Genomic DNA, 24,719 nt, shown 5'->3' with positions numbered 1-24,719 from the left:
CCCTTCTATTTCACTATATAAAACTTTATGTTTCCATTCAAACAATATGCATTTTTCAGTATCTATTGACCTTGAAAAATAAAAAGGTTTATTTGAGGATGGCGGGGAATGTATAGGAGAAAGAAAAAAGCAAGCGCATACATGGAGGTGCTTCATATGGAGTTTGTTCAATATGCATGTAATGGGGCCGTTGCAGAGATTATCCTGAATCGGCCTGATGCCCATCACGCCCTGAATGAACAGATGCTGTCTGAATTGAAGGAGGCAGTCGAAATGGCGGCTGCAAGCGAGGCGCTCATCGTTCTCCTGAGAGGAAGCGGGAAAGGCTTTTCGGCCGGCGGTGATATCAGGATGATGACATCAGAGCATGACTCTGATCAATTTAAACGGCTGATGGATACGATTGAGGCTGTCACCCTGAATTTATATCAGATGAAGAAAGTGACAATTGCAGCCATTCATGGCGCTGCTGCGGGACTAGGCCTGAGTTTGGCGCTTTGTGCGGACATTGTGCTCGCTGAAAAAAACGCCGTCCTCGCGATGAATTTTATCGGCATTGGGCTTGTTCCGGACGGCGGAGGACATTATTTGCTGAAGAAAAGAATCGGTGAAGCAAAAGCGAAAAAACTGATTTGGAGCGGAAAAAAACTATCTGCCTCGGAAGCTGACGATATGGGGCTTCTTGATGGGACATTTGCCGGAGACCCTGCCGAAGGCGCAAGACCCATTATCGAAACCCTGTTGGCCTCCCCTCTTTTGGCGATGATCGAAACGAAAGCTATTTTTCAAAGCCTCCAAATTGAAGAACTGAAAAAAGTGCTATTCCTTGAGCGCAGCGCCCAAGAGAGAATGAGAAGGACCAAGGATCACCAAGAAGGAATCCGTGCCTTTTTAGAAAAACGGGAGCCGAAGTTTCAAGCGTAACAGATCAGCCGGAAAGCTGATCATCTGTGAAACAAAATCAGCTTTCCGGCTGCATTGACTAAACGATGAGTATGACTATGAAGCTCTTTTTCTTTTAAGAGGGCTTCACCATGCGTTTTTGCCGCTTCTTCATGTTCTGCCTCGAATTGCTCGTTTACCAGCGTGTTCCCCGAAGGATCAAATACGGTAAGGAAATAATCAGCCATCAGGTTTCTCCTCCATTTTAAGGTTTATCAGTCTTTCTTCATTTATATTCTAAATAGGAAATCAAAATCCTTTATTATGCTTAATCCAAAATTAGTATATAATGGGTCAGGGAAGGAGGAGATTCAGTGCTTACAATTGATCACGTAACGAAGACATTTGGAGATTATAAAGCCGTTGACGGATTGGACTTAGATATTCCGGAACAGCAAATGTTCGGTCTATTAGGCGCAAACGGAGCGGGAAAAACAACGACGTTTCGCATGATCCTAGGATTATTAAGCATTACGGAGGGCTCAATCAGCTGGAAGGGCCGTCCTGTGAATTATCATATCAGCAACAAAATCGGTTATTTGCCGGAAGAGCGGGGCCTTTATCCGAAAATGAAGGTAAGGGATCAGCTCGTCTATCTTGCCAGATTAAAAGGGATGGAGAAGCGGGAGGCTGTAAAAGAGCTCGGGACATGGCTTGAACGCTTCAATATCACAGATTACGAGAATAAGAAGGTGGAAGAGCTTTCAAAGGGGAATCAGCAGAAAATCCAATTCATTTCGGCAGTTTTGCATAAGCCGGAGCTCCTGATTCTTGATGAACCATTCAGCGGCTTGGACCCTGTCAATGTTGAGCTGTTAAAAGAGGCTGTGATCTCGCTGAAAAACAGCGGTGTTTCTATTTTATTTTCAAGCCATCGGATGGAACATGTGGAGGAGCTTTGTGAGAACCTTTGCATATTGCAGAAAGGAAAACCGGTTGTACAAGGCAAGCTGAAGGAGATCAAGCGTTCTTTCGGTAAAAAGAATGTTACCATTCACTCCGATGACGATCTGCGCTTTTTGCAGTCTCATGAAGGCATTCTTCAATGGAAGGAAACGGCAGACGGCGTCCAGCTGCAGATTGCCAATGAAGACATTTCTCAAGAGATTTTTGCGATGCTCCAAGGAAAAGGGTTTATCAGAAAGTTTGAGCTTGAAGAGCCGTCACTGCATGATATTTTTATAGAAAAGGTGGGGGCCGTCTATGAATAAATTTTGGATCATGCTTTCTCATACATACAAAAATAAGATTATGGCAAAATCCTTTATTATATCGACTGTCATCACGGTGCTGCTTGTTTTAGTTGTAACGAATCTGGAGTCGATCATTTCTTTGTTTCAAGGTGACGATGCGAAAGAAAAAATTGCCGTTGTTGATGAAACAAACGAATTATATCCGGTTTTTTCAAAGCAGCTGAAAGCGGTGGATACAGATGGCGATCTTGATGTGAAGCTGTCGAAGCAATCGGAGGATGAGGTCACAAAGCAAGTCAAAGATGAATCACTCGATGGCATGCTCATCATCAAACGAGATGAAAAAGGGACCATTTCAGGAACATATAAAGCGTTAACGATTTCTGATGAAAGCACGTATCAAACGCTGCAGCAGGCGCTGACGCAAACCAAAACAGCTGTCGGAACAGCGGAGCTCGGCGTGTCGCAGGAAACGATCAGCAGCCTTTATGCGCCTGTTACTGTGGGGCAGAAGGCGCTGAAAGAAGGGGCAAAGTCTGAGGAAGAGCTTGGCCAGACGGTAGGGCTTGTTTACATTATGCTGTTCGTCATTTATTTTTCGGTGATTATGTATGCCAGCATGATAGCGATGGAGGTCGCAACCGAAAAATCTTCGCGAGTTATGGAAATCCTGATCTCAAGTATGCCGCCGATCCAGCAAATGTTTGCAAAGCTGCTTGGTATCGGGCTTGTCGGGATCACACAGCTTGCTATTATTATAGGAGCCGGCTCTCTGTCGCTTAAGCTGAACGAAAAGAGCGAAACGGCTTCATCTGTCGGCGGATTCCTTAATTTGACCGATGTATCTGCAACCACTGTCATCTATGCTGTCATTTTCTTTTTGCTCGGATACTTTTTGTACGCGACACTTGCCGCGTTTCTCGGCAGTGTCGTCAGCAGAATAGAGGACGTGCAGCAAACGATCACGCCGATGACGCTTTTGGTTGTCGCCGGTTTTATGATCGCGATGTTCGGTTTGAATGCGCCTGACGCAGGATTTATCACGGTAACTTCGTTTATTCCGTTCTTTACGCCAATGATTATGTTCCTGCGCGTCGGCATGCTTGATATTCCGTTCTGGCAGGCGGCTGTCGGAATCGGAATCACACTGCTCACCATTGTCATACTGGCCGTTATCGGCGCCAGAATTTATAAAGGCGGTGTATTAATTTACGGCAATTCAAGCGCGTTCAAAGCGATCAAACAAGCGCTACGTTTAGCGAAAAACTGATTGGAAAACAGCCTGGGGATTCTCAGGCTGTTTCTTTATTGACAGAACGTGCATTCGCAAGAATTCGGTGCTAAAATAAGGGTACTTCATCCTGGAAAGGAGCAGAATGTTGACTGATCTAACCTTTATTCATGCGGCAGATCTTCATCTTGACAGCCCGTTTTACGGGATATCGCATCTGCCGGAGCCGATTTTTGCCCGGATTAAAGAAAGCACGTTTGCAAGCGTGAGACATATGATAGACGCCGCAGTGAGAGAACACGTTGATTTCATTTTGCTGGCGGGAGATCTGTTTGATGAAGCCAATCGAAGCTTAAAGGCTCAGCTCTTTTTGAAAAAACAGTTTGAAAGACTCAGAGAGTGCGGGATTTCGGTATACGTCATCTTTGGGAATCACGATCATCTTGGCGGGGAGTGGACGCCGATTGAATGGCCTGAGAATGTCCATATTTTTTCGTCCGCTGTTCCAGAAGAAAAATCGTTTTTTAAAGAAGGCAGGCGCATAGCAAGCATTTACGGCTTCAGCTATCAAGCCAGAGCAGTGACGGAAAACCAAGCTGCCCGCTATCGGAGATCAACTGACGCACCGTTTCATATCGGCATGCTCCACGGCACGCTGTCTGGATCTGAAGGACACGATCCGTATTGCCCGTTTACACATGACGACCTCGTGAAAAGCGGGATGGATTATTGGGCGCTTGGCCATATACATAAACGCCAAGTTCTATCTGCCGAGCACCCGGCAGTCATTTACCCGGGAAACACGCAAGCACGCCATATGAAGGAGACGGGAGATAAAGGCTATTATCTCGTTCGTGTGACTAACGGAGATATTTCTTATGAATTTCAGAGAGCGCATGATGTCCTGTGGGAAAAAGCGGCAGTTGATGTGACGGGGGCAAAGAATATGACCGCCCTCTTCCAAATGGTGGAGAACACGTTTTCGAAGCTGCGGCAAAAGGGGAGCCCTGTTTGTGTAAGGCTTGTTTTACAAGGGACGGCGCCGGAATGGCTGCTGGAGGCGCCAAAAGGCACCTTGGATGAGTTTCTTGAAGCTCTTCAGGAACAAGAAGCGGAAGAGGAACATTTCGTTTGGCCTCTTAGATTGGATGATGAGACTGAAAACGAAGCAAACCTAACAAACCTTGATCCTTTTTTTGGCGGTTTATTTGGAGACATTGATCGCAGCGATCTGTCAGACGTGCTGGAAGGGCTTGAGCGGCATCCAGTGTATAGAAGGCACGCGGACCGGTTTAGACAAGAGGAGGTAAAGGAAATAAAAGAGCAGGCACAGATATTATTGAAAAAACAGCTTAAGGTGCTTGATACATGAGGCGGTGACAGCTTTGCGAATTATATCTTTACATATCTACCAATACGGAAAATTTTCTAATCGGACCTTTCGCTTTTCCGCCTCTCCTGTCCAAGTCATCTACGGATTAAATGAGGCAGGAAAAACGACGATGATGTCATTTATTGAAAGCATGCTGTTCGGTTTTCCGAAAACGAAAAAATATGAACCGAAAACAGGCGGTGTCTACGGTGGTGTTCTTGAAGCTGAACATCCTGAGTATGGGGTGCTGAAGATCGAACGGACGAAAGGGAAAGCCGAAAAACTAAGCGTGTACACAGAAAAGGGCGAAGTAAAGCAGGGAGATGTTATAAAGCAGCTGTTCCAGGGCACAGACAGGTCGTTGTACAAAGCCATATATTCGTTCGACGTATTCGGGCTGCAGGAAGTTCACGCCTTTAATCGGGACAAGATAGGGGAATTTTTGCTCTTTTCCAGCTTGTTTGGTGCTGAAGCCGTATCAAAGCTTGATACAAGGCTGACGAAGGAAAGCGAAAGGCTCTATAAACCAAATGGGCGAAACCCTCAATTGAATCAGGAGCTGGAAACGCTTAAGCAGCTGGCAGTGAAGCTAAAACAGGCTGAAGCAGAGGAAGCGGGCTATCATCAGCTTCTCGAGGAAAAACGAACGCTTGAAGCCCGCCTTGCAGCCGCGGAAATCGAATTGAAAGAGACGGCAGGACATATCCGAATGATTGAGGGGGCGATTGAGCGAAAGCCGCTGCTAAATGAAAAAGCGACACTCGAACAGGTAATTGCAGAATGTCAGGAACATGCAGGACAATTTCCTGCTGACGGACTGCATCAGCTGGAAAAATATGAATCCCATCTTCACCCGAAATCAGCACAGCTTGAGGCGCTTCGGGTGAAGATGGCGGAGTTGGACAAACAGAGGCAAAAGCTTATCCCCGATAAAGAACTATTGGCGAAAGAAACGCTGATACAAGAGCTTTCGGCAGCGTTTCATATGTACCAATCCTGGGGAGAACAGCTGGCAGCCATTCAGGCACAGCTGCGCCAGGCGTCTGCGCAGACAGCGGCAGGGCTGGAACAGCTCAATAAAACGGATGAAAATGAGCTCCTGAATATGAACACCTCATATGATTATGAATGGCAGCTTCAGCAAGCGGTGCAGCAATATGTACAGGCAAGAGACAGAAAACGGCAGCTTGACGAGACGTTTGAACTTGCCCGGCATGAGCTGGAAGACGCGGAAAAGGCCGTTCGTGCCGCTTCGTCCGCGATTCTTGAAAACAGCCAAAGAAAAGATAAAGAAGCAGCTCTTAGAGCATATGATGAAACACAGGGGCAGCACCAAGAGCAAACGAAGCTCAGAGAACAGCTAACGTTTTTTGAAAGACAGCAGGCTAAACAGAAAAAGACTGTCATTGCAGCTGGTATGTTGTTCATCGTTCTCTTTTCTCTGCTGCAGCAATGGATTCCTGCCATAAGTTTCGGCGCTGCACTTATTGTGTATTGGCTTGTATCAGGAAAACCGTCTTCTCGAAACAGCCGAGAGACAAGACAACCCATGACGGATATTTCACCAGCAGAAGCTGAAATGCTTAGAGAAGCGTTATGGGAGGATGACCGCAATAAGCAGCACCTTCTCACACAGCGTGCAGCGCTCCAGCAAAAGGAGGCGGCGTATGAAAGGGTCATCCAGCAGTTTGAACAGTGGGAAGCCGAAATGGCGCCGTCCTTTACACAGGTTGAGCGTTTTATGAATGAGCTCGGATTTAAGGAAGATCCATCATTTTTGCTTGAGGCATACAGCTTAATGAAGGATGTTAAAAAAGAAGTGAAGAAAAAGCATGAGCTGACCATTGAAGCAGGCAGGCTGAAAAAGCACCGGAGAACATTCGAAGAACGCGTCAGTATGCTTCGTCCCGTGAATCAGAGTCAGGATATCTCCATTTCGGACGCCCTTCACACATTGCGGAAAAACATTGAACGTGAAAAAGAAATTGAGAAGCAAAAAAAGGAAATTGAAACAGATATTCATTATACAAAGGAACAGATGCTTGAACTTGAGCAAGAAATACAGTATTTCCACGCACAGATCAAACAGTTATTTGCCGCGGCTGCTGCAAAAGACAGAGATGCGTTTTTTGCCATAGCCGACATCAGCAGGCAATTGAAGGATACGGAGAACAAGCTTCATCACGTAAACGCACAGCTTCAAGGCGGGCACCCGGAGGAACTTGAACTGGCGGATTCCAATACGCTTTCTGAATTGAAAGATAAGCAATTTGTTGAGAATGAAAGAAAAGAGCGGCTGACTGAGGAGATCGAGCAGCTCCGCAGCCAAATCGCACTGCTCTCAGTCAAACAGGAACAATTAGAGGCTTCGGGATTGGTCTCAGACCTCAAGCTTCAAACCGAAATGCAAAAAGAACGTGTAAAAGAAACGGCTAAAAAATGGGCCTCGATACAAATGGTCAAACAGGTGATCAGAAACAAATTGGAGCGGCATAAAAAAATCGAGCTTCCGCGCCTTCTGGAGACGGCAGGAGAATTCTTCCGCCCTCTGACTGACGGTAACTACCAAACCATTTATTTTTCCGAAACGGATGATTCGATCATGGTTATGCATCGCGATGGAACTGTCTATCATGCGGAAGAGCTGTCACAAGGGACATGTGAACAGCTGTATACAGCGATCCGATTTGCTTTGGCCGTTACGCGCCAGGGTGGGTCAAAGCTTCCGTTCCAGCTTGACGACAGTTTTGTTCATTTTGATCAGGAAAGGCTGAAACGTGTATTACATGTTCTGTATGATTTATCCGAAGGCGGTAGGCAGATTTTGTATTTTACATGCCATGAGCACGTAAAAGATGCATTTCATAGCAGCCAAATCATCCATTTGGTGTCATAAAAGAGGTTCTATAGCTGAAAATCGGTATGTGATATACTGGTATTATGTAAGATACGGAGGGAGCTTTAATAGAATGGCTAAAGGGATTATGCTACATGAGGTTGGCGAACAGGTGGACCAGTATCTATTGATTAAATCCTCGACGAAAGGGATTGCAAGCAATGGAAAACCGTTTTTGACGCTGATGCTGCAAGACCAGTCAGGCGATATTGAAGCGAAGCTGTGGGATGCCAAGCAAAGTGATGAAGTGACCTATGCGCCGCAGACGATTGTCAAGGTCGTCGGCGATGTTCATCATTACCGCGGACGCACCCAGCTGAAGCTAAGAAATATCAGACCGGTAAGCGAGCAAGAAAACGTCAATATTGATGATTTTTTAGAAACCGCGCCGATTCCGAAAAATGAAATGATGGATACCATCACTCAATATATATTTGAAATGAAAAATCCGAATATCCAGCGAATCACAAGGTTCTTGGTTAAAAAACACGAAGCTGAGTTTATGGATTATCCGGCGGCTACGAAAAACCACCATGAGTTTGTCTCAGGTTTGGCGTATCATGTTGTCTCTATGCTGAACCTGGCGAAAGCAATAGCAGATTTATATCCGTCTCTTGATCGTGATCTGCTTTACGCCGGTGTCATCCTGCATGATCTTGGAAAAGTGAAGGAGCTGTCCGGCCCTGTTTCCACTTCGTACACGGTTGAAGGCAATTTGCTCGGCCATATTTCCATCATGGTGACAGAGCTTTCAAAAGCGGCTGAGGAGCTTCAAATCGATTCTGAAGAGGTGTTAATTCTTCAGCATTTGATTTTGAGTCACCACGGCAAAGCAGAATGGGGCAGCCCGAAACCGCCGATGGTGAAAGAAGCGGAAATTCTTCACTATATAGACAATCTGGATGCAAAAATGAATATGATGGACAGAGCGCTTGAGCGCGTGAAGCCGGGCGAGTATACTGAACGCGTATTTGCACTGGAAAACCGTTCCTTTTATAAACCGACATTTCATAAATAACGTAAAAAGGACTGATGCTGACATATTCAGCTCAGTCCTTTTTGATGCGTCTTTCCCGCACATAACTCGTCTCATTCCCGCATATGGTTAAGAATAAAGAATCTATGCAAAGGGGGAGGAGCCCGTGTTATTTTTTCCATGGTGGGTGTATCTTTGTATTGTAGGCATCATTTTCAGCGCATATAAACTTGTGGCGGCAGCCAAAGAGGAAGAAAAAGTAGACCAGGCTTTTATTGAAAAAGAAGGGCAGATTTATATGGAGAGGATGGAAAAGGAGCGAGAACGCCGCAGTTCTCAGCAGCATGAAGAAGAAAATCAAAACCATTCCATCGCATAAAAAAAGCTGTGCGGCTCATTGAGCCTGCACAGCTTTTTTATTATTTAGAACTGCTTGAAGGTGAAGAAGTGCTGTTGCTTGTTGAAGATGTATTAAATGTGTCTTTCAGATCTTTATCTTTTACTTCGATGTCAGCTTTCTTCATGACTTTTTGAACAGCTTCCTGAACAGCTGCGTTGTCATTTAATTTTTGTTCAAGCACTTCAGATTTCAGTTCTTTTTTCATATCATCGTATTTGCCGCGTTCTTCTGTCTTTTTAATGATATGGTAGCCGTATTGCGTTTTGACAGGGTCACTGACTTCACCTGTTTTTAATTTGAATGCAGCTTTGCTGAATGTTTCGTCCATTTGGCCTTCTTTTGCAAACCAGCCTAGATCTCCGCCTTGTGAAGCAGAGCTGTCTGTTGAGTATTCTTTCGCAAGATCTTCAAACTTCTCGCCTTTTTTCAGCTTTTTCTCTACTTCTTCAGCTGTCTTTTTATCAGCAACAAGGATGTGGCTTGCACGGATTTTGCCTTTTAAGCCTTCCCAGTATTCTTTGATATCGGCGTCTGTAACTTTGATGTTATCTTTAGCCGCTTTTTGTGTCAGCAATTCATATTTTACTTGTTCTTTCAGGTAATCCTTGCCATATTGCTTTTCGAGGGCAGTATATTGATCGCCAAGCTGCGTTTTGTATTCTTTCAGCTTGTTGTCAATTTCTTTATCCGAAACTTTATACTTCTTGTCCAATACTTTTTCTTGCACTAGCTGTGTCAGTACGCTTGCGCCAGCTGTTTTCTTCATGTTTGTGTAAAGCTCGCCTTTTGTGACATCGCCTGCGTCTGTTTTTGCGATAACTTCTTTGTCGCCGCTGCTGCAAGCACTGAGAGCGAGGATGCTTGTAGCAGTGATAGCTGCTATTGCGATTTTCTTCATTGGTTTCAAACACTCCTAATCATTCCAAATTAAATTACCTATGCGTATCATAACATATTGTGGCTTTCTGTAAAAAGATTTTAAATAAAGGGCATTCGTCTAGTCAAACTTTTGCTGACGACATACTTATATATTGATCAAGAAAAGGAGGTATGTAACATGAGCGGAGGATACTCTAACGGATTCGCGTTGCTCGTAGTACTGTTCATTTTGCTTATCATCGTAGGTGCAGCTTACATCTACTAAGCAGCCCGAGGATCGCTTGCAACATAAGCGATCCTTTATTTTCACTAGCGCCTAATCGTTTCAAACATGAATTGCATAACATGTAATTGGTAAATAAAGCTTATTACAGGAGGTGCTTTTTAAGATGGGTGAAGTATTTGCAGGCGGATTCGCTTTATTGGTTGTGTTATTTATTTTATTGATTATCATCGGCGCTTCTTGGCTGTACTAATCAACATAAAAAAGCATAGCTGCTTAATCAGCAGCTATGCTTTCTTTCGTATTTACACTGTAAAGGAGATCTCCACAAACGAAGAGATCAGTAAAATTAATATAGATACATTAATAAATCGGAATACCTTATCTTGCCGCTCTTCAGGAATCTCTCTGACAAGGCATAATGTATTGGTGAGCCTGTTTATGAAATATAAAATAAACACGGCAGCCACGATAAAATAGAATAAAATGATGGGAGATTCCCCCTCTCTCTGAACTGTCCCATATTACATTACCAAATATTTATTAAAAAAGATAGAATGCAAATTGAAAAATCGCCACCAGCACCAGGGGTTGACTACTTTTCAACAAGAATATCCAAGCCGTCTGCTTCCTGATCAATAAAAGCGGTTTTCGGTGCTTTTATCAGCTTGAGAGCCAGCAGGAAATCAGGCAGACAGTAGCCGGCGTGAATGCCCGAGATCATGCAGAAATAATGAGCATGATTCGGAAATGCCAGTGCTGCGTAAAACAATACCGGTGTAATCAGCAAGAACGGGCTGACCAGTGAAATGAGCATTGTTGTTTTTGGTATACGTTTCCATGTGCGCGTGCGCAATATGTAAAACTTTTTTTCTATTTTTCTTTTTTTGCAGATGATTGGCAGGACATGGATGACTTTATGTACAAATAAAATAACGACGAGCAAACCGCCGAATAAAGATACATATTCATCGCTTAAGCTTGTGCCAGGCCGCAGCAGCTCAAAAGCTAAAAAGGTAGATATAAAAACCAAAATCATAAAACATACAGCAGTTAATATTATGCGAACGGCGCCATAATCCTTCATGAGATTTATGGTCTTCCAGCAATTCATCAAAGTCATCCTTCCATACATCTTGAATAGAATCTCAAAATAATTTACTCCTCCCAAGAGAAAAAATCAATGCTTTTTTAAGAAAAAATATCATCCGGCAGGTATTTTTTTGAAACAAGCAAACAAACTGCGAAATATGGGGTTAGAACTTTCTTCTCAGTGAATTATCAGCTAAAATAAGATTAAAGATAGAAAGAAGTGATGTGGATGGATTCGATGGATCATCGCATTGAGCGATTAGAATATTACATACAATTATTAGTGAAAACAGTAGATATGGACAGGTACCCCTTCTATGCGCTTCTCATTGACAAAGGGCTGAGCAAGGAAGAAGGGGAAGCGGTTATGAGGATATGCGATGAATTGTCGGAAGAGCTGGCAACACAAAAAGCGCAAGGATTTGTAACCTTTGATAAGCTCCTTGCGCTTTTTGCCGGACAGCTGAATGAAAAATTAGATGTTCATGAAACGATTTTTGCCCTGTATGAGCAGGGGCTTTATCAAGAGCTGATGGAAGTCTTTATCGACATCATGAAGCATTTTGATTAACTGTTTACAGGTTCGAGCTCTTCAGCCGGTTCATCCGCCGCACTGTCCTTTGCTTTTTTCTTCAGTTTTCCGTTTACGCTTTCAAAGTCATTGTCAATATTGGTGAGTGACGTTTCGAAAATTTCCATAAAATCATCGCCGTAGATATGGCGTATCATACACATCATTTCTGCCACTTCAGGAAATTTTCCGAATAAATGATACAAAGGCTGTGACCCTTTAAAAACAGCGTTGCGTGTCGGATCAAATTCCTCAAGCAAGCTCCAGAATACCTCGGTACCTTCCTCAGTCAATTGGACATATGTGTTCCGTTTATCATTCAGCCGTTTGGAGAACCTTAAATATCCCCGTTCTTCCAGCTTTTTTGAAAAGTTGAATGCGGTTGATACGTGCATGACCCCGAATTTCGCGATTTCAGAAATGGAAGCTCCATTCAATTGATACGCAATCCATAAAATATGATGCTCATTAATATTCAGGTCATACGGTTTGAGCCATTGCTGCCAATCCTTCTCGATCGATTTCCAAAGAGCCTTGCTAAGCTGAGCCATTTTCTGGGTGAAGACCAGAGCTTCTTTCACATCATAGGGCGGTTCCACTCGATTCATTACGTCACCTGCTTCTCTTTTTCTTTTTCTCTATTATGCCAATAAAATAAAGATTAATAAAGATGAAAATGTAAGAATTTTTTAATAAATTCACAAACCATTGCGGCGGAAGGGTTTTTCGGCCAAAAAAAATACGGGTCCAATTCTGGCCCGCATTTTTTTCTTTTGAATAGGATATTAGTTTTGTAAGGTTTTCTCCAGCTGTCTGATTTTCTCTTCGATATCGGCAATTTCTTTTTGCAAATCCTGCTGGTGAGGCTTGATCTCTTCCTGCCATTTTTTAATTGACGTTTGGAGCTCGCCGCCCACGTCTTTAATAACATCCGTGCTTTCTTTTGCCGCTTTGATCAGCTGGTCTTTTAATGCAAGCCCGTCTGACTTTAAGCGTTTGATTGTTTCTTCAAAAGAATCATAATTGGTTTTCATTTTTTCACGCAGCTGCTTTCCTGAGGAAGGTGCAGTAAGAAGAACCGCTGCTCCTCCGATGATGCCGCCTACGAATAGTCCTGTTAATAGAGAACGTCCGCTCGCCATTACAATCACCCCGTCTTTTTCTTCAAATAGGATTCATTCAGCATTTTTCATTTTTGTTGAAAGCCTGAACTTCTATACATAGCTTGCTTTATTTTAGCATATTTTTTAAGTGAAAAGGAGGGAGAAGGTTGTCTGTCTTTTTAATTGTGTTATCCTGCATCACCCTTGCCTTCGCTTCAGGCGCTGTTTACTATATCAGACTTCTCAGCCAGGCTGCTTCTTATCCGCCCAAGAAAGTCATCCGGCAGAAAGCGCTTGTTTGTTCAACCGGAACCGCCTTTACACTATGTCTTATCTTTTTCACAAAACTCCTCGCTTAAAACATGCTGACATGCTGCGAGCGCTCTGTTCAAAAAAACCTCTCCCGGAAGCGGAAGAGGTTTTGTGTGACAATTATTTAGCAGCTTCCATAAAGCTTGAACGTCTTAAAATGGTTTGCACAATCGGATAAATAATGATCATTGAGATTGTATTCAGCACAGCGGCCGGCAGAACAACAGCCGCGAACAATGCGGCGAAACCGCCCGGCAAACCGACGATCAATAAAGCTGACGATAGAAACACAATTCCTGATAAGATGGTCCCGATCACTGTCAGCACAGCGGCTGCACCTGTTTTTAGGCTCTTTCTGAACAAGAGAAACAGGGAGAAGAACAGAAACGCTGATACCGGTTTATCAATGATGTTAGGGATCTGTCCGGCTGGAAACGCGGTTGTAAGCGCGGAAATGATTCCGGTCACGATCCCGATGACGAGTACATTTTGCACTCGCGGGAACAGCAGAATGCCCATGAACATCATGATCAGCATCATATCTGGTTTCATGCCGCCTAAAAAGGGCGGAATAATAGAATGAAGCGCTGCGCCGATTGCGGCAAACAGAGCCATAATGACTAACTCTTTTGTTTTCATAACTATGCTCTCCTCTGCTAAGCTTTTTGCCCTCCAATAATATGCTCATCATTTATTGCGAAGGCTTTACAGAATGTGTTATGCAAACAGTATACCAAACGGACGGTTTGCATAGCCAGACTTTTTACTCATTTTCCTGCTGGAATTTCTTCATGAACGCAGCTAATTTTTCACAGTCTTCGAGAGAGACCGCGTTATAAATAGAAGCGCGGCAGCCTCCCACCGAACGGTGTCCGCCAAGGCCGATCATCTTCGCATCTTTTGCTTTCTGGACGAATGTTTTCGTTAATTCGTCATCTCGAAGCGTGAAGGTGACATTCATGCGTGAGCGGCTGTCTTTTCTGGCATGTCCTTTATAGAAGCCGTTGCTTTCATCAATACAGCTGTAGAGAACCTGCGCTTTTTGTTCATTGCGCTGTTCAACAGCTTCCACACCGCCGTTTTCCTTGAGCCATTCCAGAACGAGGCTCAGCATATAAATCGCAAATGTCGGCGGAGTGTTGTAGAGTGAATCCGCTTTGACATGCGTGGAATATTTCAGGATTTTTGGGACGTTCGCATTTTCATTTTTCAGCCAGTTTTTTTTCATAATGACTACAGTCACGCCGGAAGGACCGAGGTTCTTTTGGGCGCCTCCGTAGATCACGTCAAATTTAGACACATCGATTTTTCTGCTTAAAATATCGCTGGACATGTCGGCTACGAGCGGAATTGGAGAATTCGGAAACTCCTGCCACTGAGTGCCGAAAATTGTATTGTTGGATGTGATATGTAAATATGCGCCCTCTTTTACATCCGTAAGGTCAACCTCTGGAATATAGCTGTAATTGTCTGTTTCACTTGTAGCGGTGATAGACGTGTTCCCGAACAATTTCGTTTCTGCCAGTGCTTTTTCAGACCAAGCGCCGGTCATGACAAAATGTGCGGTTTTTTCAGGTGTTAAAAAGTTCATCGGAAGCATTGAGAATTGAAGGCTTGCCCCGCCTTGAAGAAACAAGATATCGTAATCTTCCGGAATGCCCATCAGTTCGATTAAGAGGCTTTTCGCTTTATGGTGCACCGCTTCATACTCTTTGCTGCGGTGGGAAAGCTCCATAACAGACATGCCGGATTCGTTAAAATCAATAAATTCTTTCTGTGCTTTTTGCAGAACTTCCAGTGGCAGCGCTGCAGGACCTGCGTTAAAATTCGTTGTACGTTCCATTATGATCTCTCCCTGTTTTCCACGTTAATGTATAAAATAATACAATTATCCTATCACAAAAATTCAGTTTTTTGATAAAAAATTAGAATTATCAAAAGAAATTGACGGATGTTTGCGAAATGTTCACAAAATAAAATAACCTCATCTTATGATGAGGCCAGGCGTTTTGCGATAGAGGAAGAGATGTTCTGCAGATCCTCCGGTTTATAATCATCAGCATGCGTTTTCCAAACCGCTCCGAATCCATCTCCTTTTCCGTAGCGAGGGATAATATGCATATGGTAGTGGAACACAGATTGTCCAGCTTTTTCGCCGTTATTGTTCAGCGTATTTAAGCCGATCGGTTCAAATTCATCCCGGATAGCGCGGGCGATTTTCGGAACAGCATGGAAATATTGTTTTGCTAATTCATCTGTAAATTCATATACATTCTCAATATGTGTTTTCGGAATGACAAGCGTATGGCCTTTTGTCACTTGGCTGATATCAAGAAAGGCAAGTACATGTTCATCTTCATACACCTTTGCGGATGGAATGTCGCCGGCGATAATTTTACAAAAGATACAATTCTCTGCACAATGCATGAGGGTTCCTCCTTATGAAATTGTTTAGTATGTATACACTCATCGTACCACAGAAATGCAGAAAATAGAAAACAGGATGAACGGCGAGCGTTCACCCTGAATGCAGAGGAAGAGCTTATATGAAGAAAATGTGTTATGCCTTTGGTAAGCACCTCATTTGTCAATAAAATGAAGACTTGTTTAATGCCTAACGATTCCTGCGATAAACACCTCATTTGACAATTTGCTTCATACATGAAGAATTCATCAATTCAGTGAAGAGAAATGGTTTGAGCATTGGACATGTTTATTTTCTATCCAACTGTTTCTAAGACGTCTTTGACAAACACCTCATTTTTCAGTTGATATGCTTTTCCTCTACAACTATTAAGATGTCCAGAACCCTGTCTCTTTATGACAGCAAATTCATCATTTGTTAAAAGGGAATTGTTTCAAATCAGGCCTTGTTTTTGGTACTATGAAGAAAAACACTATAAGGGGAGAAACTATGTCTCTGCTATCGGTAAAAGACTTGACCGGCGGATATACAAGGAATCCGGTTTTAAAAAACGTATCATTCACCCTTGAACCGAATCAAATTGTCGGCTTAATCGGGCTGAATGGTGCTGGTAAAAGTACAACAATCAGACACATCATCGGGCTGATGGACCCGCATAAAGGTTCAATCGAATTAAACGGTAAAACGTTTGCTGAGGATCCGGAAGGCTACCGTTCACAATTTACCTATATACCTGAAACACCTGTTTTATACGAAGAATTGACGCTGATGGAGCATCTTGAACTAACAGCCATGGCATATGGACTGTCAAAAGAAACGATGGAGAAAAGGCTGCCTCCGCTTTTAAAGGAATTCCGAATGGAAAAGAGGCTGAAGTGGTTCCCGGCCCATTTTTCTAAAGGAATGAAGCAGAAGGTTATGATTATGTGCGCATTTTTGGCAGAGCCTGCGCTCTACATTATTGATGAGCCTTTTCTAGGGCTTGATCCGCTTGCCATTAACGCGCTGCTTGAACGGATGAATGAAGCGAAAAAAGGCGGGGCGAGCGTGCTGATGTCAACACACATTTTGGCAACGGCAGAACGCTATTGCGATTCGTTTATTATTTTACATAACGGCGAGGTGCGGGCGCGCGGCACGCTGTCAGAGCTCAGAGAGCAGTTTGGAATGAAGGACGCGGCGCTGGACGATTTGTATCTTGAGCTTACAAAGGAAGACGCTGGCCATGAATAATATGCTTGATATTTGGCAGTCGCGGCTGCAGGAGCATATCAAAGAAACAAGAACATACATGAAATATATGCTCAACGATCACCTCGTCATTGTTTTGATTTTTTTTCTAGCGGGCGCTGCAAGCTGGTACAGCAAATGGATACGGGACATTCCCGCTCACTTTCCGTCCTTTTGGGTGATGGCTGTGCTGTTTTCGCTCGTGTTGACAAGCTCTTATGTGCGAACGCTTTTGAAGGAGGCTGACCTTGTTTTCTTATTGCCACTTGAAGCAAAAATGGAGCCTTACTTGAAGCAGGCGTTTGTCTACAGCTATGTGTCTCAGCTGTTTCCGCTTATTGCGCTGAGCATCGTTGCGATGCCGCTTTATTTCGCAGTCACACCGGGGGCTTCGCTCGTATCGTATGCCGCGGTCTTTGTCCAACTGTTGCTGCTGAAAGCGTGGAATCAGGTAATGGAATGGCGCACGACTTTCCAAAACGACCGCAGCATGAAACGGATGGACGTCATCATTCGCTTTGCGGCGAATACACTCGTTCTTTATTTTATTTTCCAATCTGTTTATATGTATGCGCTTCTCGTCTATGTCATTATGGCTGTTCTTTATCTGTATATGTCTTCCGCAGCAAAACGGAAAACATTTAAATGGGAAAGCCATATTGAGTCCGAATTGAGACGAAAGCAGCGTTTCTATCGGATTGCCAACCTGTTTACTGATGTGCCGCATTTACGAAAGCAAGCCAAACGCAGAGCTTATCTCGACTTTTTGCTGCGGCTTGTGCCGTTTGAACAGCGCAAAACATTTGCCTATATGTTCACCCGCGCCTTTTTGCGTTCGAGTGATTATTTGGGCATTCTTGTCAGATTAACGATCGTTTTCGCGCTGATCATTATGTATGTCTCAGCTAGCCCACTGATTGCAGCGGGTTTGACAGTGTTTGCCATTTTCATTACGGGCATTCAGCTTCTGCCGCTCTTCGGCCACTTTGACCATCTGGCGCTTCAAGAGCTGTACCCTGTGAAAAAAGAAACAAAGCTGAAAAGCTATTTCTCTCTATTAAAAACTGCACTTAGTATTCAAGCGCTGCTGATGTCTGTTGCATCTGCCTATGCAGCCGGCTTGACCGGTTTTCTGTACGCGCTGATCGGTTCTGCCGTTCTGATTTTTGTTGTTTTGCCTGCTTATATGACAACCAGGCTGAAAAAGCACGGAAAGCTGTGAACTGAAAAGAGGTAATCAAATGACAGATAATCAGCTGCTGATGCAGGAAGCTTTGCAATGGAAAATGCATTTTTTGCGAAAGGGTTCCATGTTTGAACGCTTTTCGAAGCGTGTGCAGACGAAGGTGAATGAACGGATTCCTGAAAAAATCCATACGGTCGTCACCGAGAGTGTGAAAAAAATGGTAGAAGCGACAATGGCCGGCTCCAATATCATCACTTATAAAAAGGATACAAGCGCACTGTCGCTCAGTGAAAAAAACGAATTGGCGAAAAAAACGATTGTTTCTTATCAGAAAGTGGCAGCTGCTGAGGGAGTCGGCACCGGAGCGGGCGGCATTTTTTTAGGCATTGCTGATTTTCCGCTGCTGCTTTCAATTAAGATGAAGTGTTTATTTACCTTGTCTTCCATTTACGGCTTTGATGTCAAGGATGCACAAGAAAGGATGTTTTTGCTGCTCGTATTTCAGCTTGCATTTTCGAGTGACGATGGCCGTAAATCGCTTTTTTCTGTCATCGAAAATTGGGAGACGCAGAAAAAGAGCATCGACTGGAGAGTGTTCCAGCAGGAATATCGCGATTATATCGACGTCGTGAAGCTTTTTCAGCTTTTGCCGGGCGTAGGAGCGGCAGTCGGCGGAATTGCCAATTATAAGCTGCTTGCTCAGCTTGGAGAAACGGCAAGACATGTTTTTCATCTGAGGATATTAAAGGAAACAGCCGGAGAATAAACACTCCGGCTGTTTTTTTATAGCTGATGATAGGTGATCGCAGCGCCGGCAAGGACCTTTGCCGCTGTCAGCATGGCTTTTTCGTTGATATCAAATTTCGGATGGTGGTGGGAATAAACTCGATCTGGCTGTTCGGGAGCGGCACCTGTAAAGAAAAAAGTGCCTTTCACGTTTTGTAAGTAATAAGCAAAATCCTCGCCGCCCATTTGCGGTTCACCGTCAATGACCTGCTGAACGCCCTCGGTATTCTTTGCGGTGCTCACCAAGTGGTTCGTTTCGGCAGTATGGTTCACAACCGCCGGATAACCCTGTTCATAGGTGTACTCATAGGACGCGCCGTGCATGCTGCATATTCCTTTTACAACCGCTTCAATTTCTTTCTCCAGAATGTCCCGGACATTTTCATCAAAAGAACGCGCTGTGCCGATGAGTACTGCTTGGTCTGCGATGACATTAAACGGATTGTCGGCGATGAAGGAGCCTGTCGAAATGACGGCGGATTGAATCGGATTGACTTTGCGGCTGACAATGTGCTGCAAAGAGGAAACGATTTGCGAACCGATCAGGACGGCGTCTTTAGTATCATGCGGATGAGCGCCGTGGCCGCCCTTTCCGAAGACTTTAATCGTAAATCGGTCTGCCGCCGCCATTACGGCACCGGGGCGGCAAAGGATGGTTCCGAGCGGCTCAGTTGCCCAAAGATGAGTGCCGAATATCACATCCGCATTTTCGAGACAGCCGTCATCAATCATTGGCTTTGCGCCTCCCGGATAATATTCTTCTGCATGCTGGTGGATCATCACAAATGTTCCCTTCAGTTCATGTCTGTTTTGGTGAAGGACCTTGGCCACTGCGAGAAGAGCTGCGGTGTGGCCGTCGTGGCCGCATGCATGCATGACACCTGGCACTTTGGAGGCGTAAGGGACATCTTTTTCATCTTGAATGGGGAGAGCGTCAAAGTCGGCCCTCAAAGCGACTGTAGGGCCGGGTTCGCTTCCTTCTATATATGCTAAAACCCCTCTGCCGCCGACGTTCGTGCGGATTGGGACTCCTAACGATTCATAATAGGAAGCAATAAATGCGGCGGTTTTTTCTTCTTGAAATGAGAGCTCAGGATACATATGAAAATGGCGCCTGATCTCAACCATTTCTTCAAAACAGTTGTCGAGCTGTTTGTTTATCTCTTTCTGCAGTGTGGATATGGACAAAGCCGCTTCCCCCTTTTCTATGCTTTTCCATGATTGTATAGAAAAAGTCTGAATATTTCAACTTGTACTGTTTTAAAGCATCATCACAGCTGCGAGGGTTGTCACCAAAAGGCCAATCGCGACTGGAATGAAGTTTTTTCTGGCAAGCTCAAAAGGATCAACTTTGCAAATGGCCGCGGCGGGAATCAACGCCCATGGGACCAGTGTTCCTCCGCCCACCCAGATGGCAGAGATTTGTCCGAGCGCGGTCAGAACGGCGGGATCGGCATGGAGAGCGGACGAAAAGAGCTTTGCGATGGAGCCGGCGAGAGAAATGCCAGAAAATCCTGAGCCGTCAAGGCCTGTTATGGCTCCAGCGGCAGTTAATGCAGCGGCGGCAAGCTCCTTTGACATAGGCATCATATGGGATAAAGCAATGCCAAGATCGTTGACAATGCCGTGGGAACCTTTAGGGAGTGAAGTGCCCAGTATGCTCTCATAGCCTGAGTCGCCAAGATAAAAGAAAGCGGCAATCGGGATGACGGGGCCGAAAACCTTAAAACCAAACTTAAATCCGTCAATAAAATAGCCGGTGATTTTTTCAAGCCCTTGATGCTTATACACGAAAAAATGAACGGTAAGGAGGATACAGATTGCAGACCCGCCAATTAACGCGGTGGCATCATTTCCTTGTAGGTTAAACAAGAGCATGCAGGCGATATCTGCAAGAAAGGCAAGCGGAATCAAAAAAGCCAGTATGGACCGCAGGCGTTTTGGCAAGTACAGCGAGTTGTCTTGTTCGCCGGAAAGAACGGGGGAAAAAGAAGCGGGATGCTCCTGTTTTTTGCGTTCGCGCTGAATCATGATAAAGGCAGCGGTTGTTGTGGTCACACCCATAATCAGCACAAGCGGAATGCTGGCCGAGACGACATCACCGACTGGAATGCCTGCTGCATCCGCAGTCAGCTTTGGCGCCGCCTGAATGACAAAGTCTCCTGACAGGGCAAAACCGTGTCCGAATAAGTTCATGGCCATGGCCGCGGCAAGAGGCGTCAAACCGGCACGTGCGGCTGCGGGGAGCAGGACGGCGCCGATTAAAGCGACACCCGGAGAAGGCCAGAAGAAGAGAGAAATGGCGAACATCAGGCCTCCAATCAGCCAATAGGCAGTCACAGGCCCTCTCACAAGGCTTGCAAAGGGAGAAATCATCGCTTCATTTATCCCTGTTTTTGTTAACAAATCACTCATCGAAACGATAAAGCAAATGATGAAAATCGTGGGCAGCAGTTCGCCGGCCGCATAGATAAAGCTGTGGAATAAACTGCTGACAGAAGCTGAAAGTGAATGGCTGGCCCATAGCGATATGATAAAAATGCCGAATAGAGAAATAAATGTCGTGTCTTTTCTCAGCAGCATAAATAGGATAATTGCACCGATAAAAAACACATACAGAACATGGACAGACAAAATCCCGACTTCCATCATCGATCACTCCTTCCGCTTACAGATTATTCATAGGCGGGCGGAAGGTGCCGGGACAGAGGGGAGGGTTATGATGGAAGATGAACATTGATTTGTTTCAGCTGCTCAATCAGATGATGCCTTAATACTCTATTCGCTTTTTGCTGATGTTTTGGGAAGCATTCAGGAGAAAAAATGATGCACAATTCAGCAAGCCAGTTTTTTCTATAGGCGATGATGCTTTCCGATGGCTCTACATATGAACCATCCTCGTGCTGCATCTCGTACTCATCAAATCCGAACTGAAAACCGCAGCACGGGCAGATTTCATGAGAATGATTGCCTTCATGATCATATGGCGGTTCAGCCAATCCCTTAAACCCGCAGACTGGGCAAGTATGCTTCATTTTGCTTTCCTCCCAATAAAATAAGCTGCCGGACATGCCGGCAGCTATTCGACAGCGAAATATGTGGTGACATAGGAAGGCCGGGAGAAGATGGACGTTGTGTCAATTCCGGCAGATGTATCGCGTTTTTTGTGGGCTTCTTTGTAAGAACCGGACTGCTGCCAGTCTTGAAAGGCGCTTTCCGTTTCCCACAAGGTCAGAATGACATAGGTGTCACTGTCAAGCGGACGGAGCACTCGAATGGCTTCAAAGCCAGGCTCGTTTTCGACTTTTCCCGCTCTGTTTTTAAATCTGTTTTCAAACAGCGGACGCCCTTCCTGAGTGACGGCAATATTGTTCAATACTGCAAAACCGGGATGCATAATCTCTCCGACTTGGTCAATGACTTCATAAGCGTGTGGTGCCTGGAAAACGGTATCTCCGTTTGTTTCATGAATCAAAATGGCGTTTTCCTGCCCCTGCATCAAAAGGATATTTTCTGAGGGATGCTTCTCTACGATCGTTTTTAAAAAATCGGCTGTCCCATATGTAATATAAACCTTCATATCAGCCACCTCCTGCTTGCTAGTATATCAAAACAATGGTATAAGTTTCTATTGGCGAGTGCTTCGAACATAATTCCAAACAATTTTTCCCATACTACCTTTAGAAAGGCGAGGTGAGTTCATGTTTAAGATAAAGAAAAAGAAACTTTTTATACCTATCATTATTTTAGTGTTAACTGCTTTTCTCGCTTTAATAGGATATATTTCAATTATTTTTCTCGGCCATTATGTCATAGATGAAAAAAAGCTTATTCTTCATGCTTCTTCAAAAATTGTTGATCAAAACGGAGATGAGGTTGCAAGCCTGTATACAGAAAATCGCGAGCCGGTCTCGATCAATGAGATTCCAAAGCAGGTCAGAGAAGCGTTTATCGCTGTTGAGGATAAAAGGTTCTATGAGCATCACGGCATTGATGCAAAATCTGTCGGAAGGGCAGTGTATCGCGATATATTAGCAGGCGGAAAGGTGGAAGGCGGAAGCACGATCACCCAGCAGCTTGCCAAAAATATTTTTCTGACACATGACAAAACATTTCTAAGAAAAACAAAAGAAGTGATCATTGCGATCAATCTTGAACGGGATTACAGCAAGGACAAGCTGCTTGAAATGTATTTGAACCAGCTTTACTTCGGACACGGGGTCTACGGCATACAAGCGGCGTCCCACTATTATTTTAATAAAGAAGTAAAAGATTTGACTGTATCTGAAGGCGCTGTTTTGGCCGCTATTCCGAAGGCGCCTTCTACGTACTCTCCGATTTTGCACCCTGATAAAAATAAGGAGCGGCGTGATACAATTCTAGGTATGATGAATGACCAAGGCTATATCAGTGCGAAAGAGGCTGTCACCGCACAGGGCCGAACGCTTGGACTGCACGTGAAGAAACAGTCGGAAACACCTTGGTTTGACAGCTACATTGACCTTGTGATCAAAGAGGCGGAAGACAAGTATTCCATTTCCGGAGAGCAGCTTCTTCAAGGCGGATACACGATCAAGGTGCCGCTCGATTCGAAGCTGCAGAAGACGGCTTACCAGGTGATGAAAGAGGGAAGCTATTATCCCGGAACAGATCAGAATGCTGAGGGAAGCGCGGTCTTTATTAATAACAAGACAGGCGGTGTAGAAGCGGCCATCGGCGGAAGGGATTACACATCCAAAGGATATAACCGTGTCACAGCTGTCCGCCAGCCGGGTTCCACATTTAAGCCGCTTGCCGTATACGGACCGGCGATGCAGGAAAAGAAATTTAAGCCATATTCTCTATTGAAGGATGAGTTGCAGTCCTACGGAGATTATACGCCGAAAAACTACGACAGCCGGTATGAGGGCGAAGTCACTATGTCTGACGCCATTACGTACAGCAAAAACGCGCCGGCTGTCTGGACGCTGAATGAGATCGGCGTCGAAACAGGAAAATCTTATTTGAAAGCAAATGGCATTGATATCCCTGATGAAGGCCTTGCTCTTGCTCTAGGCGGCTTGGAAAAAGGCGTTTCGCCGCTCCAGCTTGCCGGCGCGTTTCATACATTTGCCGCGAATGGAACGTATACGGAACCCTTCTTTATCTCGAGCATAATAGATGAAGACGGAGAAACAATAGCCGATCATAAAGAGGAAGGAAAGCGGGTTTTCAGCAAGCAGACGTCTTGGAATATGACGAGAATGCTGCAGCAGGTAGTCAAAAAGGGAACGGCCACGTCCGGCACCTATCACGGGGACCTGGCGGGAAAAACAGGTTCTACATCTTATACAGGCGTCTCCGGCGCGACAAAGGACGCCTGGTTTGCAGGCTATACGCCGAAAATAACCGGGGCAGTCTGGATGGGCTATGACAAAACGGATCAAAGCCATTATTTGAAAGCCGGGAGCTCATACCCGACGCGGCTGTTTAAGGATATTTTGACACAGGCAGGAGAAACCGGTCATGTGTTCACAAAGCCTAAAAACGTTAAAGAACTGGAAAGCCCGATTGAGCTGAAGCCGGTCAAAACACTCACAGCCGATTACACATTTAAAGCAGCGGGGCTCTTTACTATTGAATTAAAGTGGGACGCTCAAGAGGATGATCGGGCCGTATACAGAATTTATGTAAACAAAGACGGCAAGGAGACGCTTCTTGATTCGGTTGAAGGGAAGGGAAGCTATGAAATTCCTTATGCCAACTTATTTTCGGGCGCGTCTTATAAAATTGTGCCTTATAATACACAGACAAAAAGAGAAGGGGAAGGAACCGATTACGTTCAGCCAAAATTGTTTTCCTCTTAATGGAATTCGGCGATTTTTTGAACTTTGAGCTACATTTCTATACCATTTGCCTAAAA

The 24,719-nt window shown here is 44.7% G+C and carries 27 protein-coding genes and 1 pseudogene; 15 read left to right on the top strand and 13 right to left on the bottom strand.

Features of this window, described 5'->3' with window-relative positions; genetic code table 11:
• The first annotated feature begins 156 nt into the window (after positions 1 to 156).
• Positions 157 to 924, top strand: coding sequence for an enoyl-CoA hydratase (locus tag ACQVGT_RS15380; RefSeq protein ID WP_015483023.1), 768 nt, complete (start codon positions 157 to 159; stop codon positions 922 to 924).
• A 20-nt stretch (positions 925 to 944) separates the two neighbouring features.
• Here the strand turns inward: ACQVGT_RS15380 and ACQVGT_RS15375 are convergent, their stop codons facing one another.
• The gene (locus ACQVGT_RS15375; RefSeq protein ID WP_003233264.1) at positions 945 to 1,130 is read right to left on the bottom strand and encodes a YhzD family protein; all 186 of its coding nucleotides are present in this window, start codon (positions 1,128 to 1,130) and stop codon (positions 945 to 947) included.
• A 126-nt stretch (positions 1,131 to 1,256) separates the two neighbouring features.
• On the opposite strand from ACQVGT_RS15375, the gene ACQVGT_RS15370 reads away from it, so the two are divergent.
• The 6 genes from ACQVGT_RS15370 to yhaL all read left to right on the top strand — a co-directional run bounded on the left by ACQVGT_RS15370 (position 1,257) and on the right by yhaL (position 8,989).
• A complete protein-coding gene (locus ACQVGT_RS15370; protein ID WP_015383236.1) occupies positions 1,257 to 2,153 on the top strand; it encodes an ABC transporter ATP-binding protein in 897 nt (298 codons plus the stop codon).
• On the top strand, positions 2,146 to 3,405 hold the full coding sequence (locus ACQVGT_RS15365; protein WP_015383237.1) for an ABC transporter permease: 1,260 nt from the start codon (positions 2,146 to 2,148) through the stop codon (positions 3,403 to 3,405). The genes ACQVGT_RS15370 and ACQVGT_RS15365 overlap by 8 nt, the downstream gene beginning before the upstream one ends.
• 106 nt (positions 3,406 to 3,511) lie before the next feature.
• On the top strand, positions 3,512 to 4,738 hold the full coding sequence (locus ACQVGT_RS15360) for a metallophosphoesterase family protein (RefSeq protein ID WP_015383238.1): 1,227 nt from the start codon (positions 3,512 to 3,514) through the stop codon (positions 4,736 to 4,738).
• Between the two features lie 4 nt (positions 4,739 to 4,742).
• Positions 4,743 to 7,634 carry a DNA repair/recombination ATPase SbcE gene (sbcE, locus tag ACQVGT_RS15355; RefSeq protein WP_080341616.1) on the top strand — a complete coding sequence of 964 codons (2,892 nt, stop codon included), beginning with the start codon at positions 4,743 to 4,745 and terminating at the stop codon, positions 7,632 to 7,634.
• A 73-nt stretch (positions 7,635 to 7,707) separates the two neighbouring features.
• Positions 7,708 to 8,652: a 3'-5' exoribonuclease YhaM gene (gene yhaM / locus ACQVGT_RS15350; RefSeq protein WP_003245698.1), complete on the top strand. Its 945-nt coding sequence runs from the start codon at positions 7,708 to 7,710 to the stop codon at positions 8,650 to 8,652.
• Between the two features lie 124 nt (positions 8,653 to 8,776).
• On the top strand, positions 8,777 to 8,989 hold the full coding sequence (yhaL, locus tag ACQVGT_RS15345; RefSeq protein WP_003233252.1) for a sporulation protein YhaL: 213 nt from the start codon (positions 8,777 to 8,779) through the stop codon (positions 8,987 to 8,989).
• Between the two features lie 40 nt (positions 8,990 to 9,029).
• Here yhaL and prsA read toward each other — a convergent pair whose 3' ends face one another.
• Positions 9,030 to 9,908, bottom strand: coding sequence for a peptidylprolyl isomerase PrsA (gene prsA, locus ACQVGT_RS15340; RefSeq protein WP_015383240.1), 879 nt, complete (start codon positions 9,906 to 9,908; stop codon positions 9,030 to 9,032).
• Positions 9,909 to 10,067: 159 nt separating this feature from the next.
• Here prsA and yhzE1 point away from each other — a divergent pair, with 159 nt between their 5' ends.
• Together yhzE1 and yhzE2 are read left to right on the top strand one after the other, a co-directional pair.
• Positions 10,068 to 10,154 carry a sporulation protein YhzE1 gene (yhzE1, locus tag ACQVGT_RS15335; protein WP_003327753.1) on the top strand — a complete coding sequence of 29 codons (87 nt, stop codon included), beginning with the start codon at positions 10,068 to 10,070 and terminating at the stop codon, positions 10,152 to 10,154.
• A 124-nt stretch (positions 10,155 to 10,278) separates the two neighbouring features.
• The gene (yhzE2, locus tag ACQVGT_RS15330; RefSeq protein WP_003155248.1) at positions 10,279 to 10,365 is read left to right on the top strand and encodes a sporulation protein YhzE2; all 87 of its coding nucleotides are present in this window, start codon (positions 10,279 to 10,281) and stop codon (positions 10,363 to 10,365) included.
• Positions 10,366 to 10,417: 52 nt separating this feature from the next.
• On the opposite strand, the gene ACQVGT_RS15325 is transcribed toward yhzE2, so the two are convergent.
• Both ACQVGT_RS15325 and ACQVGT_RS15320 read right to left on the bottom strand, forming a co-directional pair.
• On the bottom strand, positions 10,418 to 10,600 hold the full coding sequence (locus ACQVGT_RS15325; protein ID WP_024571667.1) for a hypothetical protein: 183 nt from the start codon (positions 10,598 to 10,600) through the stop codon (positions 10,418 to 10,420).
• A gap of 107 nt (positions 10,601 to 10,707) precedes the next feature.
• On the bottom strand, positions 10,708 to 11,226 hold the full coding sequence (locus ACQVGT_RS15320; protein WP_015483028.1) for a DUF3267 domain-containing protein: 519 nt from the start codon (positions 11,224 to 11,226) through the stop codon (positions 10,708 to 10,710).
• 207 nt (positions 11,227 to 11,433) lie between these two features.
• On the opposite strand from ACQVGT_RS15320, the gene ACQVGT_RS15315 reads away from it, so the two are divergent.
• Complete coding sequence (locus ACQVGT_RS15315) at positions 11,434 to 11,775, top strand: YhaI family protein (RefSeq protein WP_009966921.1); 342 nt, start codon at positions 11,434 to 11,436, stop codon at positions 11,773 to 11,775.
• On the opposite strand, the gene ACQVGT_RS15310 is transcribed toward ACQVGT_RS15315, so the two are convergent.
• On the bottom strand, positions 11,772 to 12,383 hold the full coding sequence (locus ACQVGT_RS15310) for an HTH-type transcriptional regulator Hpr (protein ID WP_003239501.1): 612 nt from the start codon (positions 12,381 to 12,383) through the stop codon (positions 11,772 to 11,774). The genes ACQVGT_RS15315 and ACQVGT_RS15310 overlap by 4 nt on opposite strands.
• Positions 12,384 to 12,560: 177 nt before the next feature.
• On the bottom strand, positions 12,561 to 12,917 hold the full coding sequence (locus tag ACQVGT_RS15305; RefSeq protein WP_003245875.1) for a YtxH domain-containing protein: 357 nt from the start codon (positions 12,915 to 12,917) through the stop codon (positions 12,561 to 12,563).
• Between the two features lie 128 nt (positions 12,918 to 13,045).
• Here ACQVGT_RS15305 and yhzF point away from each other — a divergent pair, with 128 nt between their 5' ends.
• Positions 13,046 to 13,237, top strand: a complete 192-nt coding sequence (gene yhzF, locus ACQVGT_RS15300) for a membrane protein YhzF (RefSeq protein WP_014476318.1) — start codon at positions 13,046 to 13,048, stop codon at positions 13,235 to 13,237.
• A gap of 73 nt (positions 13,238 to 13,310) precedes the next feature.
• On the opposite strand, the gene trpP is transcribed toward yhzF, so the two are convergent.
• From trpP to ACQVGT_RS15285, 3 genes are all read right to left on the bottom strand, one after another.
• A complete protein-coding gene (trpP, locus tag ACQVGT_RS15295) occupies positions 13,311 to 13,829 on the bottom strand; it encodes a tryptophan transporter TrpP (protein WP_015383243.1) in 519 nt (172 codons plus the stop codon).
• Positions 13,830 to 13,953: 124 nt separating this feature from the next.
• Positions 13,954 to 15,033, bottom strand: coding sequence for a 3-phosphoserine/phosphohydroxythreonine transaminase (serC, locus tag ACQVGT_RS15290; protein WP_015383244.1), 1,080 nt, complete (start codon positions 15,031 to 15,033; stop codon positions 13,954 to 13,956).
• A gap of 146 nt (positions 15,034 to 15,179) precedes the next feature.
• Positions 15,180 to 15,617, bottom strand: a complete 438-nt coding sequence (locus tag ACQVGT_RS15285) for an HIT family protein (protein ID WP_003233231.1) — start codon at positions 15,615 to 15,617, stop codon at positions 15,180 to 15,182.
• Positions 15,618 to 16,104: 487 nt separating this feature from the next.
• Here ACQVGT_RS15285 and ecsA point away from each other — a divergent pair, with 487 nt between their 5' ends.
• From ecsA to ACQVGT_RS15270, 3 genes are read left to right on the top strand one after another with little or no spacing between them, the layout of a single operon-like run.
• The gene (gene ecsA, locus ACQVGT_RS15280) at positions 16,105 to 16,848 is read left to right on the top strand and encodes an ABC transporter ATP-binding protein EcsA (protein WP_003233230.1); all 744 of its coding nucleotides are present in this window, start codon (positions 16,105 to 16,107) and stop codon (positions 16,846 to 16,848) included.
• The gene (ecsB, locus tag ACQVGT_RS15275) at positions 16,841 to 18,067 is read left to right on the top strand and encodes an ABC transporter permease EcsB (protein ID WP_015483030.1); all 1,227 of its coding nucleotides are present in this window, start codon (positions 16,841 to 16,843) and stop codon (positions 18,065 to 18,067) included. The genes ecsA and ecsB overlap by 8 nt, the downstream gene beginning before the upstream one ends.
• Before the next feature lie 19 nt (positions 18,068 to 18,086).
• Positions 18,087 to 18,797, top strand: a complete 711-nt coding sequence (locus tag ACQVGT_RS15270) for an EcsC family protein (RefSeq protein WP_015383246.1) — start codon at positions 18,087 to 18,089, stop codon at positions 18,795 to 18,797.
• A 17-nt stretch (positions 18,798 to 18,814) separates the two neighbouring features.
• Here ACQVGT_RS15270 and sndC read toward each other — a convergent pair whose 3' ends face one another.
• The 4 genes and pseudogenes from sndC to hmoB all read right to left on the bottom strand — a co-directional run bounded on the left by sndC (position 18,815) and on the right by hmoB (position 22,397).
• Entirely contained in the window at positions 18,815 to 20,005 is a 1,191-nt protein-coding gene (gene sndC / locus ACQVGT_RS15265; RefSeq protein WP_015383247.1) for an N-acetyl amino acid acetylase SndC, read from the bottom strand.
• 72 nt (positions 20,006 to 20,077) lie between these two features.
• Positions 20,078 to 21,469 carry a hypothetical protein gene (locus ACQVGT_RS15260; RefSeq protein ID WP_015383248.1) on the bottom strand — a complete coding sequence of 464 codons (1,392 nt, stop codon included), beginning with the start codon at positions 21,467 to 21,469 and terminating at the stop codon, positions 20,078 to 20,080.
• 65 nt (positions 21,470 to 21,534) lie between these two features.
• Positions 21,535 to 21,852 (bottom strand): annotated as a pseudogene (locus tag ACQVGT_RS15255) (hypothetical protein).
• A gap of 44 nt (positions 21,853 to 21,896) precedes the next feature.
• Entirely contained in the window at positions 21,897 to 22,397 is a 501-nt protein-coding gene (hmoB, locus tag ACQVGT_RS15250; protein ID WP_015483033.1) for a heme-degrading oxygenase HmoB, read from the bottom strand.
• A 121-nt stretch (positions 22,398 to 22,518) separates the two neighbouring features.
• On the opposite strand from hmoB, the gene ACQVGT_RS15245 reads away from it, so the two are divergent.
• Entirely contained in the window at positions 22,519 to 24,663 is a 2,145-nt protein-coding gene (locus ACQVGT_RS15245) for a transglycosylase domain-containing protein (RefSeq protein ID WP_015383251.1), read from the top strand.
• Positions 24,664 to 24,719: the final 56 nt, after the last annotated feature.

This window comes from Bacillus sp. SCT118, assembly GCF_058566435.1.
The sequence above is the reverse complement of the archived record's forward strand: the minus strand, read 5'-3'. Positions and strand labels throughout refer to the sequence as shown.

Excerpts from the sequence above, each read along its gene's own strand:
- ACQVGT_RS15380 (WP_015483023.1), top strand. The coding sequence starts at position 157 with ATGGAGTTTGTTCAATATGCATGTAATGGGGCCGTTGCAGAGATTATC.
- ACQVGT_RS15375 (WP_003233264.1), bottom strand. The coding sequence starts at position 1,130 with ATGGCTGATTATTTCCTTACCGTATTTGATCCTTCGGGGAACACGCTG.
- ACQVGT_RS15365 (WP_015383237.1), top strand. The coding sequence starts at position 2,146 with ATGAATAAATTTTGGATCATGCTTTCTCATACATACAAAAATAAGATT.
- ACQVGT_RS15360 (WP_015383238.1), top strand. The coding sequence starts at position 3,512 with ATGTTGACTGATCTAACCTTTATTCATGCGGCAGATCTTCATCTTGAC.
- yhaM (WP_003245698.1), top strand. The coding sequence starts at position 7,708 with ATGGCTAAAGGGATTATGCTACATGAGGTTGGCGAACAGGTGGACCAG.
- prsA (WP_015383240.1), bottom strand. The coding sequence starts at position 9,908 with ATGAAGAAAATCGCAATAGCAGCTATCACTGCTACAAGCATCCTCGCT.
- yhzE1 (WP_003327753.1), top strand. The coding sequence starts at position 10,068 with ATGAGCGGAGGATACTCTAACGGATTCGCGTTGCTCGTAGTACTGTTC.
- yhzE2 (WP_003155248.1), top strand. The coding sequence starts at position 10,279 with ATGGGTGAAGTATTTGCAGGCGGATTCGCTTTATTGGTTGTGTTATTT.
- ACQVGT_RS15320 (WP_015483028.1), bottom strand. The coding sequence starts at position 11,226 with ATGAATTGCTGGAAGACCATAAATCTCATGAAGGATTATGGCGCCGTT.
- ACQVGT_RS15315 (WP_009966921.1), top strand. The coding sequence starts at position 11,434 with ATGGATTCGATGGATCATCGCATTGAGCGATTAGAATATTACATACAA.
- ACQVGT_RS15310 (WP_003239501.1), bottom strand. The coding sequence starts at position 12,383 with ATGAATCGAGTGGAACCGCCCTATGATGTGAAAGAAGCTCTGGTCTTC.
- ACQVGT_RS15305 (WP_003245875.1), bottom strand. The coding sequence starts at position 12,917 with ATGGCGAGCGGACGTTCTCTATTAACAGGACTATTCGTAGGCGGCATC.
- trpP (WP_015383243.1), bottom strand. The coding sequence starts at position 13,829 with ATGAAAACAAAAGAGTTAGTCATTATGGCTCTGTTTGCCGCAATCGGC.
- serC (WP_015383244.1), bottom strand. The coding sequence starts at position 15,033 with ATGGAACGTACAACGAATTTTAACGCAGGTCCTGCAGCGCTGCCACTG.
- ACQVGT_RS15285 (WP_003233231.1), bottom strand. The coding sequence starts at position 15,617 with ATGCATTGTGCAGAGAATTGTATCTTTTGTAAAATTATCGCCGGCGAC.
- ecsA (WP_003233230.1), top strand. The coding sequence starts at position 16,105 with ATGTCTCTGCTATCGGTAAAAGACTTGACCGGCGGATATACAAGGAAT.
- ecsB (WP_015483030.1), top strand. The coding sequence starts at position 16,841 with ATGAATAATATGCTTGATATTTGGCAGTCGCGGCTGCAGGAGCATATC.
- ACQVGT_RS15270 (WP_015383246.1), top strand. The coding sequence starts at position 18,087 with ATGACAGATAATCAGCTGCTGATGCAGGAAGCTTTGCAATGGAAAATG.
- ACQVGT_RS15260 (WP_015383248.1), bottom strand. The coding sequence starts at position 21,469 with ATGATGGAAGTCGGGATTTTGTCTGTCCATGTTCTGTATGTGTTTTTT.
- hmoB (WP_015483033.1), bottom strand. The coding sequence starts at position 22,397 with ATGAAGGTTTATATTACATATGGGACAGCCGATTTTTTAAAAACGATC.
- ACQVGT_RS15245 (WP_015383251.1), top strand. The coding sequence starts at position 22,519 with ATGTTTAAGATAAAGAAAAAGAAACTTTTTATACCTATCATTATTTTA.